At 72.6% G+C, this 9504-nt stretch carries 9 protein-coding genes; 7 read left to right on the plus strand and 2 right to left on the minus strand.

Annotated features, from left to right (window positions below):
• Positions 1 to 85: 85 nt before the first annotated feature.
• The gene (locus AB0C03_RS32200; protein WP_210866953.1) at positions 86 to 2212 is read right to left on the minus strand and encodes an MMPL family transporter; all 2127 of its coding nucleotides are present in this window, start codon (positions 2210 to 2212) and stop codon (positions 86 to 88) included.
• Positions 2213 to 2335: 123 nt separating this feature from the next.
• Between AB0C03_RS32200 and AB0C03_RS32205 the strand changes: the two genes are divergently transcribed.
• The 5 genes from AB0C03_RS32205 to AB0C03_RS32225 all read left to right on the plus strand — a co-directional run bounded on the left by AB0C03_RS32205 (position 2336) and on the right by AB0C03_RS32225 (position 7523).
• Entirely contained in the window at positions 2336 to 2851 is a 516-nt protein-coding gene (locus AB0C03_RS32205; protein WP_030338019.1) for a MarR family winged helix-turn-helix transcriptional regulator, read from the plus strand.
• A 2-nt stretch (positions 2852 to 2853) separates the two neighbouring features.
• Entirely contained in the window at positions 2854 to 4533 is a 1680-nt protein-coding gene (locus AB0C03_RS32210) for a CocE/NonD family hydrolase (protein WP_357641100.1), read from the plus strand.
• Between the two features lie 157 nt (positions 4534 to 4690).
• Positions 4691 to 5563 (plus strand): hypothetical protein, encoded by an 873-nt coding sequence (locus AB0C03_RS32215; RefSeq protein ID WP_030338021.1) that lies wholly within the window; start codon positions 4691 to 4693, stop codon positions 5561 to 5563.
• Between the two features lie 107 nt (positions 5564 to 5670).
• A complete protein-coding gene (locus AB0C03_RS32220; RefSeq protein ID WP_030338022.1) occupies positions 5671 to 6246 on the plus strand; it encodes an ArsR/SmtB family transcription factor in 576 nt (191 codons plus the stop codon).
• The gene (locus tag AB0C03_RS32225) at positions 6243 to 7523 is read left to right on the plus strand and encodes an MFS transporter (protein WP_357641104.1); all 1281 of its coding nucleotides are present in this window, start codon (positions 6243 to 6245) and stop codon (positions 7521 to 7523) included. The genes AB0C03_RS32220 and AB0C03_RS32225 overlap by 4 nt, the downstream gene beginning before the upstream one ends.
• A 48-nt stretch (positions 7524 to 7571) precedes the next feature.
• On the opposite strand, the gene AB0C03_RS32230 is transcribed toward AB0C03_RS32225, so the two are convergent.
• Positions 7572 to 7775 carry a cold-shock protein gene (locus AB0C03_RS32230; RefSeq protein ID WP_007072071.1) on the minus strand — a complete coding sequence of 68 codons (204 nt, stop codon included), beginning with the start codon at positions 7773 to 7775 and terminating at the stop codon, positions 7572 to 7574.
• A gap of 193 nt (positions 7776 to 7968) precedes the next feature.
• Between AB0C03_RS32230 and AB0C03_RS32235 the strand changes: the two genes are divergently transcribed.
• Together AB0C03_RS32235 and AB0C03_RS32240 are read left to right on the plus strand one after the other, a co-directional pair.
• Positions 7969 to 8652 (plus strand): class I SAM-dependent methyltransferase, encoded by a 684-nt coding sequence (locus tag AB0C03_RS32235; protein WP_036412762.1) that lies wholly within the window; start codon positions 7969 to 7971, stop codon positions 8650 to 8652.
• Between the two features lie 103 nt (positions 8653 to 8755).
• On the plus strand, positions 8756 to 9364 hold the full coding sequence (locus AB0C03_RS32240) for a DedA family protein (protein WP_030338025.1): 609 nt from the start codon (positions 8756 to 8758) through the stop codon (positions 9362 to 9364).
• The last annotated feature ends 140 nt before the right edge of the window (positions 9365 to 9504 follow it).

Consider the following 9504-nt stretch of genomic DNA (forward strand, 5'->3'; position numbering starts at 1 on the left):
GGGGGGTTTTTTCACGCTGGGGGCCCCCCCCCCCCCCGGGGGGGGGGGGGGCGGGGCGGCCCCCCCCCCCCCCCCCACGCTTCGGTCAGTCGTGTGCGGCGACCGGCTCGGGCGACGGCACGGTGCCCTGCGCCGGGTCCTTCGTGATCCGACCCGGCCACCAGAAGCGGTCGCCGAGCAGGAACGCCAGCGCCGGCACCAGGACCGTGCGGACCAGCAGGGTGTCGAGCAGGACGCCGATGCAGACGATGATGCCGATCTGGGTCAGGGTGATCAGCGGCAGCACGCCGAGCACGGCGAAGACCGCGGCGAGCAGCACTCCGGCGCTGGTGATCACACCGCCGGTGACCCGCAGGGCGGAGAGCATCCCGGCGCGGGTGCCGGCGCTGCGGGCGTCCTCCCGGGCCCGGGTGACCAGGAAGATGTTGTAGTCCACCCCGAGCGCCACCAGGAACACGAAGGCGAGCAGCAGCACCCCGCTGTCCAGGGCGGGGAAGCCCAGCACGTGGTCGAAGAGCAGCCAGGCCGCGCCCAGGCTGGCGAAGAACGACGCGATCACGGTGAGTACCAGCAGCAGCGGCGCGAGCAGACCGCGCAGCAGGAGCACGAGCACACCGCCGACCAGCAGCAGGATGATCGGCAGGATGAGCCGCAGGTCCCGATCGTTGGCCTCGTCGGAGTCGTAGGTGGCGGCCACGGAGCCACCGACGATCGCCCCGGACGGGGTGTCGCCGCCGGCGGTGGCCGGCGGCGCGGAGCCGGGAACGGCGGCGACGGCCTCGCGCAGCGCCTCGATCGCCCGGTCCGAGGCGGTGGTGCCGGGTTCGGCGTCGAGGACCACGTCGACCTGGGCGACAGCGTCGCCCGCGTCGCCGGGGCGTGCCGAGGCGACACCGGGTACCGCGCTGGCGGCGTCGGTGACCGCCCGCACCGCCGCCGGGGTGGTGATCACGGCGACGGGTTGGGTGCTGCCGGCGGGGAACGCCCTCGCCAGGGTCTGCGCCCCGGTCACCGCCTCCGGTTCGGCCCGGAACTGTTCGGTCTCGGACAGGCCGGTACGGATGCCGAGCCCACCCAGCGCCAGCGCGCCGAGCAGCACGGTGGCCAGGGTGGCGACCACCACCGGGCGGCGCTCCACGGCCGCGCCGAGCCGACCCCAGAGCCGACCCTCGCGCGCCGGGCCGCCGACGCGGGGGACGAACGGCCAGAACAGCCCGCGACCGAAGAGCACCAGCACGGCGGGGAGCACGAAGAGGGCCGAGAGCATGGCGAAGACCACACCGGTGGCGCAGGCCACCGCCAAGGCCCGGTTGGTCTCCTGTTCGCTGAGCAGCAGGGTGAGGACGCCGAGCACGACGGTGCCGCCGCTGGCGAGGATGGGCTCCGCGGTGCGGCGCAGCGCGGCGCGCATCGCCCTGAACCGGTCCTCCTCGCGGCGCAACTCCTCCCGGTAGCGGGCGATGAGCAGCAGCGCGTAGTCGGTGGCGGCGCCGAAGACCAGCACGCTGGCGATGCCGGTGACCTGACCCTGCTGGAGGTTGATGCCGACACCCGGCACGATGACGTCCACCGCGCGCAGGGTGAGCTGCTCGGTCGCGGCGACCACGACCAGCGGCACGATCCACAGGAACGGGCTGCGGTAGGTGATCAGCAGCAGCACCGCGACCACGGCGGCGGTCACCGCGAGCAGGGTGATGTCGGCGCCGTCGAACACCGAGGACAGGTCGGCGGTGAACGCCGGTGAACCGGTCACCTCGACGGTCAGCCCGTCGGGCAGGTTCGCCAGCGCGTCGCGTACCTGGTCGACCTGTTCGACGACCTCGTCCTGGCCGCCGGCGATGCTGAGCGGCACGGCGACCAGCGCCACGGTGCCGTCCGGGGAGACCTGCGGTGGGCTGATCTGCCCGCCCACCGCGAGGCGGCCCAGGTCGCCGGCGCGGGCGGTGACGGCGCCCCGGTCGGCCTCGGTCAGCGCGCCCCCGTCGTCGCGGCTGACCACCGCGATGGCCGGCTGGACCTCGCTGGACGGGAGTTGGTCCTGCAGTCGCTCCACCTGGGTCGACTGCCACTGGGCGGAGAGGCCGCTGGCGGAGACCGGCGCCGGGTTGTCCGGCTGGGGTAGCCCGAAGACGGCCGCGCCGACGACGATCGCGGCGGCCACGGTGAGCCAGGCGGCCAACCGGCCGCGGGCGACTCTGGTGAAGACGGACATCAGCTGACCCCAAATTATTTCGAGTGCCAAGTATCTTGACTATCGAGATTATCGGCGGCTGTTCTATGCTGCAACCCGAGAGACGACGACGGGGAGAAGCGGCACGCGGTGGCGACTCAGGGCATGTACCGGCGGCGCGAGACGCGCCGCGAACAGCTGGTCGCGGAGATCACCAACAACCTGCGGCGGTACGCGGTGGACGCCCAGCAGGTGAGCCACGCCTTCGCCAATCTGCACGGCCTCAACCCGACCGACCTGAACGCCCTGCTCGCGGTGATGGACGCGGAGCTGCTGGGTGACCCGATCACGCCCGGACGCCTCGGTGAGCAGCTCAACCTCTCCTCCGGCTCGGTGACCGCCCTGATCGACCGGCTGGAGCGGGCCGGCCACATCCGCCGCGACCGCGACACCGTCGACCGGCGCAAGGTCCTGCTGCACTACGCCCACCAGGGCATGACCCTGGCCAGGGAGTTCTTCCGGCCGCTGGGCGAGCGCACCGACACGGTGATGGACCGCTTCAGCGAGGACGAGCTGGCGGTGGTGCACCGCTTCATGGCGGAGATGAGCGAGTCCCTGCGGACGCACCGCGACGCGGTGCGCGCCGCCCGGCCCGAGTCGCCCCGCCGCCCGACGGGCTGACCGTGCCGGACCGGCTCGTCACCCGCCTCGCCAGCGCCGCGCTGCGGCTGCCACCGACCCGCCCCGGCCCGGTGCGGGTCACCCGTGACCTTCCGGTGCGCACCCGCGACGGCGTGGTGCTGCGCACCGACCACTACGCCCCGGGCCACCACGGCGCGCCGACCGTGCTGATCCGCACCCCCTACGGGCGGGGCGGACCGCTGCGGCTGCTCGGTCGGCTGCTCGCCGCACGGGGCCGACACGCGGTGATCCAGTCGTGCCGGGGCACCGGCGGGTCCGGTGGGACGTTCGCCCCACTGGTGCACGAGCGCGACGACGGCGCGGACACCCTGGACTGGCTGCGTCGCCAACCCTGGTGGTCCGGTCACCTCGGCATGTTCGGGGTCAGCTACCAGGGCTTCGCGCAGTGGGCGCTGGCCGCCGATGCCGGCGAGGAACTGCGCGCGATGGTCGCGGTGGTGACCGCCTCGGCCACCCGGGACTCGACGTACGCGGGCGAGTCCTTCGCCCTGGACACCGTGCTGACCTGGGCGGAGCTGCTGCACGCGCAGACCGTGCCGTGGCTGGCCCGGCAGTGGGAGCTCAAACGCGGGCAGCCCCGGCTGGCCGCCGCGCTGGCGCACCTCCCCCTGGCCGATGCCGACCGGGTGGCCACCGGGGTGAGAATCCCGTTCTTCCAGGAGTGGCTGCGCCACCACACCCCGCAGGCCGCGTACTGGCGGACCCGGGTCTTCGCCGACCAGGTCGCGAAGGTGCGGGCGCCGGTGGTGATGGTCACCGGCTGGCAAGACATCTTCCTGCCCGCCCAGCTCGACGACCACGCCGTGCTGCGCGCCGGCGGCACACCGTCGCGCCTGGTGATCGGCCCGTGGACGCACGGCAGCCCCGGACTGTTCGTGGCCGCGCTGCGCGAGGGGTTGGCGTGGCTCGACGAGCACCTGCCGCAAACGCCTCGACCGGGCGGACGGGCGCGGCCCGAGGTGGCGCCCGTCCGGCTGTACGTCAGCGGCGCCGGCGGCGGGTGGCGGGACCTGCCGGACTGGCCACCACCGGCGGTCGAGACCGCCTGGCACCTGCAACCCGACGGCGAGCTGGCGGCGCGCCCACCGGTCGCGTCGACGCCGGACCGGTTCCGCTACGACCCGGCCGACCCCACCCCGTCGCTGGGCGGGCCACTGCTCGTCGCCCAGCGGGCCGGCCCGGTGGACAACCGGCCCGTCGAGGCCCGCCCCGACGTGCTCACCTACACCAGCGCCCCGCTGACCGACCCGGTCGAGGTGATCGGCCCGGTCCGCGCCGAGATCCACGTCCGCAGCGACCTGCCCTACCTGGACGTCTTCGTTCGGCTGTGCGACGTGGACCGCAAGGGTCGTTCGTGGAACGTGTGCGACGGTCTGGTGCGGGTCACCCCCGGGCGCTTCCCGGCCGATTCCGCCGGGGCGCTGCGGGTTCCGGTGCCGCTGTGGCCGACCGCGTACCGGTTCGCCGCCGGGCACCGACTGCGGGTGCAGGTCTCCGGTGGCGCCCATCCACGGTGGGCCCGCAACCCCGGGACCGGGGAATCCCTCGGCACGGCGGTGACGCTGCGTGCCGGCTGGCGGCAGATTCTGCACGACCCGGATCACCCCTCGGCGGTGTTGCTGCCGATCGTCCACTCTGCTCCACCGCAACCTCCAATCTGAACAGACCACCTCTGAGCTGGTCGTTTGCCGAAAACGCGGGCTATGGTGGAGTCAACGCCCGGCGCCGTGCACCAGTAGGCCGGGCTCGCTCGAAGCCCAGCACCGCGTACGCGGTGTGACGTCGTGCCCGGTCCTCGCCTCTCGAAAGGGGGACCTCATGACTCGGGCCCCGGCTAACCTTCTGGCCGTCCGAAGCCTGCTTCTCACTCACCTCGACAACGCCCCCGGGCCAGACGATCTGGAACCGGGTGAGGTCGGCATCGTCGGCGACTCGGCCCACCGGGGCGGCTACCACTGCGGATCGGACCGGGTGGTCGTCAACGACTACTCGGTGGTCGAGTCACCCCGTGACCGGGCCGGGCTGACCCTCGACGCGGCGGCGCTGGACGTCGGCCAGTTCGACGTCCGCTCCGGCGGTCGGACGAACACCCTGGCCAGCTTCTCGGTCTGGTGCGTCGCGCAGTGCGCCGCGAACGCCGCCGACACCCGGGACATCCGGGAGATCATCTACAGCCCCGACGGCAGCACGGTGAAGCGGTGGGACCGCCTCGGCAAGCGCACCAGCGGCGACAGCTCGCACCGCTGGCACACCCACTTCAGCTTCTTCCGCGACGCCATCAAGGCGGGCCGCGACCAGCGGCCCCTGTTCCGCCGCTACCTCAGCTCCATCGGACTCCTGGAGGACGACATGACCCCCGAAGAACACAACTGGCTGGCCACCGTCCACAAGAACCTCACAGTGCTGGACGGCCGCAACCCGGTCGGGCAGATCTACACCCGGATGGCGATGGGTGAGGATGCCACGGTTCCGAACTTCACCTCGGCGCACCCCACGCTGCGGTCGATCGGCGCCCAGCTCAGCGCGTTGCAGACGGCGCTGACCGCGCTGTCCAACCGGGACTTCACCGACGAGCCGGCGATCGTGGCGGGCGTGCTCGCCTCGCTGACGCCGGAGAAGATCGCCGCGGCCATCCCGCCGAACATGGCCAAGCAGGTCGCCGACGAGCTGGCCCGCCGGCTGGTCGCCTGAGCGGGGGGTGGCCCGGGACGCCGGGCCGCCCCTCCCGGCAACATTCCGCAACGAATATTGAGCAATAGTCATTGCGCAACAGGTGTTGCGGATGTGACGATGGCATCATGGAACGCTCCGACGTACGCCAGATCACCGACTCCCGGGTGCTGGCCGCCATGTCCCACCCGCTACGCCGCCGGTTGATGGACGTGCTCAAGGTCCACGGACCCTCCACCGTCGGCCTGCTCGCCGAGCGCACCGACCAGGCCCCCGCGAATGTCAGCCACCACCTCAAGGTCCTCGCCGCCGCCGACCTGGTCACCGAGGCGCCCGAGTTGGCCCGGGACCGGCGCGAACGGTGGTGGCGCCTGGTCACCCGAGGGCTGCGCTGGTCCAACACCGACTTCGACACCGACCCGGCCTCCCGCGCGGTCGCCGACGCCGCCACCTCGCTCAACCTCGACCGGCACGTCGCCCTGGCCCGCGCATGGCACGCCGCCGACGAGGCCGAGCAGGCCACCTGGAACGACGCTGCGTTCTCCACCGACCACTGGCTGCGCCTCACGCCCGAGGAACTGGCCGAGCTGAGCCGCGAGATGATCGCCGTCCTCACGCGCTGGGCCAACCGGGACCTGCCCGACGACGACGCCGACCGCAGACCGGTCTTCGTGTTCGTCCACGGCGTGCCGGCGCGACCGTGACCGCCGCCACCCGCAGCGACCCCACTGACGTCCGGAAGACCGGCGGGCTGCTGCGGCACCGCGACTTCCGGCTGCTCTGGACCGGCCAGACGGTCAGCAGCATCGGCAGCAACGTCACCACTGTCGCGCTTCCGCTGGTCGCGGTCGCCGTCCTGGACGCCGACACCTTCCAGGTGGCGGTACTCACCGCCGCGGCCTGGCTGCCCTGGCTGCTGATCGGCCTGCCGGCCGGCGCGTGGGTCGACCGGCTGCCCCGCCGACCCGTGATGGTGGCGTGCGACCTGCTCCGCGCGCTGCTCTTCCTCAGCGTGCCACTCGCCGCCGCACTCGACCGGCTCACCGTCTGGCACCTGCTGCTGGTGGCACTCAGCGCCGGCGTGGCCCGGGTCTTCTTCGAGACAGCCGACCAGGTGTACCTGCCGGTGCTGCTGCGACCCGAGCAACTGCCGGAGGGCAACGCGAAGCTGCACGCCGCCCAGACCGCGAGCTATGTCGTTGGCCCCGGCGTCGCAGGTCTGATCGCCCAGCTCATCGGTGCGGTCGCCGCTCTGCTGCTGGATGCGATCAGCTTCCTGGTCTCCGCGGTGTGCCTGCTGTGGATCCGCACCGTCGAACCGCGCATTCGCCGAGTGGACCAGTCCCGGTCACTGCGCCGCGACATCGCTGAGGGGCTGCGTTTCGTCGCCCGAGACCCGTACCTGCGGGTGCTGACGGTCTTCGGCGCGGCCAGCAACATCGGGCTGACCGGTTACCAGGCCGTGCTGGTGGTCTTCCTGGTCCGTGAGTTGCGTCTCGAACCGGGCCTGGTGGGCGTCCTGATCGCCGTGATGAGCGCCGGTGGGATCATCGGCGCGCTGTTCGCCACCACGGTGGCCCGCCGCTGCGGCACGGCGCGGGCGCTGCTGGTCGCGGCGGCGCTCACCGGCCCACCCGCGCTGCTCATCCCACTCGCCGCACCTGGCATCGGGCTGGCCTGGCCGGCGCTCGGTGGCCTGCTGATCGGCCTCGGGGTGGCCATCGGCAACGTGGTCAAGGGCGCCTTCCGGCAGACCTACACGCCGCACCACCTGCTGGGCCGGGTGACGGTGAGCATGCACCTGCTCAACTACGGCACGATTCCGCTGGCGGCCGTGCTGGCCGGTGCCATCGGCGCACGGTACGGCGTCCAGACGGCAATTGTCGGAATGACCGCCTGGTTGGCGCTCACCCCGTTGATTCTGTTGGTGGGGCCGATCCGGAGGCGGCGGGACCTGCCCGCCGCCCCGGCGTCGTCTTGAGTGCGCTGCGACGGCGGCCGGAGACCGGCCGCCGTCACCGGCACGGAGCTACATCGGGCGGACGTTGTCCGCCTGCGGACCCTTCTGCCCCTGGGTCACCTCGAACTCGACCTTCTGGCCCTCGTTGAGCTCCCGGTAGCCGCTCGTCGCGATGGCGGAGTAGTGGACGAACACGTCCGGCCCTCCACCGTCCTGCTCGATGAAGCCGAAGCCCTTTTCCGAGTTGAACCACTTAACCGTGCCGGTTGCCATGCATCTCTCCCTGTTCAAAGCGGCTGACCCCCGGCCTCTGGCCGATGATCGCCCGTACCTGTTCGACAGTAACGGGCAAAACCCCGATCCGCTGGCCGAAGTGCCGTAGGTCTTCGAGCGAACTCGGGTGAACTCTGCGCGGCGGCACGTGAAAGTCGCCCCGACCAACCGCCGCTGGGGCATGCTTGCGCCGATGAGAAGTGCCGAAGCCGACGCGCTGACCGAGCTGGAACGCGAGGTCGGCACGCCCGGTTCCGGTCTGGACAGACTCCGGTTGATGCCCACCCCCTTCGTCCCCGAGGTGCGGCTGCACCTGGCCGAGGACGCGATCGTCTGGTGGGCCCGGATGGAGGCGACCGCCGGGCACGCGCTGCCGGCGCCGTACTGGGCGTCCGCCTGGGCCGGCGGGCAGGCCCTGGCCCGCCACCTGCTGGACCACCCCGAGCTGGTCGCCGGTCGCCGGGTGCTCGACCTCGCCGCCGGGTCCGGGCTGGTGGCCATCGCCGCCGCGCTGGCCGGCGCGGCGGAGGTCATCGCCAACGACATCGACCCGTACGCCGTCGCCGCCGTCACCCTCAACGCGCGGGCCAACCACGTCGCCGTCGACGCCACCGGGGACGATCTGCTCGACAGCACCGAGCCGAAGGCCGACCTGGTGGTCGCCGGGGACGTCTTCTACGACCGCGCGATGGCCGATCGGATGCTGCCCTTCCTGCAACGGACCGCCGCCGCCGGCGCCGACGTGCTGGTCGGCGACCCCGGCCGCGGACACCTACCGGCGGACCGCCTGGCCGTGCTGGCCGACTACCCGGTGCCCACCACCGAACCCTCCGTCGACTCGTCGCTGCGTCACGTGCAGGTGCTGCGCCCCGCCTGAGGCGGAAACCCCCGACTCAGGGACGACCCCGAGTGGGATACCAGGGGTCACTGGGGGCTACGACCCGATGTCCGAAGTGGCGCGGCGGCCATAGCGTCGACGCATGACGCAATGGGTGGCCCAGATCGGAGAACTACCGGTTCTGCTGCTGATGGGCGCGCTCGGGCTCGTCATGCTCTTCGACGCCGTACCCCTGCTGGGTGTCCTCATCCCCGGCGACGTCGCGATCCTCGCCGCCGTCGGGGTCGGCCGCCCGAGCACCGGGCTGGCCACCTTCGCCGCGGTGCTGGTCGGCTGCCTGGCCGGCTGGTCGCTGAGCTTCCTGATCGGCCGTCGCTACTCCGACCGGCTGCGACACAGCCGCCTTGGCGGTTGGATCGGCGAGCCCCGCTGGACCGCGGCGGAAGGCATCCTGCGCCGCGGCGGCGGTCGGATGATGGTCGTCGCGCCGTTCCTGCCCGTCTTCAACGCGCTGCTGCCACTGGCCGCCGGCGGGCTGCGGATGTCGTACCGTCGATTTCTCGGCTGCGCGACGCTCGGCGCGGCCGCCTGGGCCGGTCTCTACCTGGCCCTGGGCACCGCGGCGAGGTCGGTGGTCGGCCTGCTGCCGGGCAGCCCCAGCCCGCTGCTGGTCACCATGGGGGTCGGTCTGGTGCTGGCCTCCGTCGCGTTGCTGGGGGCGCGGCGGCGGTTGTTCTCCGTCGTTGGCTGAGCTTTGTTCGCGGTCCGGGGGGCTTGGGGCCGGGTTGCGGTGGGTGGGGGCGGGGGGGCCGGCGACGTCGGGGGGGTGTTGGTGTTTGGGGTGCCGGGTGTCGGTGGGTGTTGGGTTTGGGGGGGGGGTAACCGCCTCGG

The sequence above is a fragment of the Micromonospora parva genome, from assembly GCF_040649675.1.
Classification (GTDB): Bacteria; Actinomycetota; Actinomycetes; order Mycobacteriales; family Micromonosporaceae; genus Micromonospora; species Micromonospora parva.

Coding starts and splice junctions, on each gene's coding strand:
- AB0C03_RS32200 (WP_210866953.1), bottom strand. CDS start 2,212: ATGTCCGTCTTCACCAGAGTCGCCCGCGGCCGGTTGGCCGCCTGGCTC.
- AB0C03_RS32205 (WP_030338019.1), top strand. CDS start 2,336: ATGTACCGGCGGCGCGAGACGCGCCGCGAACAGCTGGTCGCGGAGATC.
- AB0C03_RS32215 (WP_030338021.1), top strand. CDS start 4,691: ATGACTCGGGCCCCGGCTAACCTTCTGGCCGTCCGAAGCCTGCTTCTC.
- AB0C03_RS32220 (WP_030338022.1), top strand. CDS start 5,671: ATGGAACGCTCCGACGTACGCCAGATCACCGACTCCCGGGTGCTGGCC.
- AB0C03_RS32230 (WP_007072071.1), bottom strand. CDS start 7,775: ATGGCAACCGGCACGGTTAAGTGGTTCAACTCGGAAAAGGGCTTCGGC.
- AB0C03_RS32235 (WP_036412762.1), top strand. CDS start 7,969: ATGAGAAGTGCCGAAGCCGACGCGCTGACCGAGCTGGAACGCGAGGTC.
- AB0C03_RS32240 (WP_030338025.1), top strand. CDS start 8,756: ATGACGCAATGGGTGGCCCAGATCGGAGAACTACCGGTTCTGCTGCTG.